Annotated in this window: 1 protein-coding gene; it reads left to right on the top strand. The window is 70.3% G+C overall.

Annotated elements, in window-relative coordinates; translation table 11 throughout:
• Nucleotides 1–46: 46 nt before the first annotated feature.
• Entirely contained in the window at nucleotides 47–1,027 is a 981-nt protein-coding gene (locus AOK08_RS41665; RefSeq protein ID WP_055535760.1) for a hypothetical protein, read from the top strand.
• Nucleotides 1,028–1,049: the final 22 nt, after the last annotated feature.

Genomic DNA, 1,049 nt, shown 5'->3' with positions numbered 1-1,049 from the left:
GCCGCCCCGAGCCCAGTCACACATCACACGTTCGGGAAGGTAGCCGGTGAACGGGAATCAACGGCCGGAAGAGCCGGGTCAGTCGGGGGAGTTCGAGGCGCGGGTGCGCGAGATGATGACGGCGGACGCCTACACCATCCGCCCGTCCTCGGCGCCGTATCCCGCGATCCGCCGCCAGGGCGCGATCGAGCGGCGGCGGCGAGCGGCGGCGGCCGGCGCGGCCCTGGTCGCACTCGCGGCGGCTCCCGTGGGGGCGTACGCGCTCAACGGCATCGGCAGCGACGGGGGTTCGGACACGGCGGCGGCACCACTGCCGTCGACCCGCCCCTCGCAGCACCCACCGACGCCAACCCCAGCCCAGTCAGCGCCCGTTGAACGGACCGGACCGGCCGGACCGGCGACCCCGGGACAACTGCTCGACGGGATCACCCTGGCCCAGGCCTCGGACGGCCTGCGCAAGTGCATCGCCTGGAACCAGGAGAGGCAGCAGGAGGTGTCGCCCAAGTCGCTGTCGCAGACCGGCCTGGGCGACGCCGCCGACTACCGGATCATCCTGGCCCTGAACAGCACCGGTGACTCCAACTCGCCCGGCGACGGCTTCCACGTCGTCGCGGTCAAGGAGCAGAACAAGCGGCCGAAGCTGATCCGACTGGTGTGCACCATCAAGGACGGCAAGGTCAGCGGCATGGGCATGAGCGCCGGCGGCCTGGCGTTCGACAACGGCGGTCCCGTCCAGCCCGACATCAACGCCGGAAAGCTCTACCAGCAGTCGTTCATCGACAAGGGCAACTGGAAGCTTCCGTTCCGCTGGGGGAGCATCGGCCGGATCGAGTCCTCCGTGACCCGGGTGACCGTCTCCTACGGCGGCAGCACCAGCGAAGCCGCCCTGGACCACGGCTGGTTCGTGGCCTCCGGAACCCTGGACAAACAGGTCAGCCTCGCTCCGCACGTCAAGGGGTACGACAGCACGGGGAAGGTCGTCTACGACTCGGACACCGACGCGCAGTACGAGAAGGCGCTGCCGTAGGTCAGCCGACCGGCCGGTCGGC

Source organism: Streptomyces graminilatus, assembly GCF_001418565.1.
Taxonomy (GTDB): Bacteria; Actinomycetota; Actinomycetes; order Streptomycetales; family Streptomycetaceae; genus Streptomyces; species Streptomyces graminilatus.
This window is presented reverse-complemented; position numbering and strand designations above follow the sequence as displayed.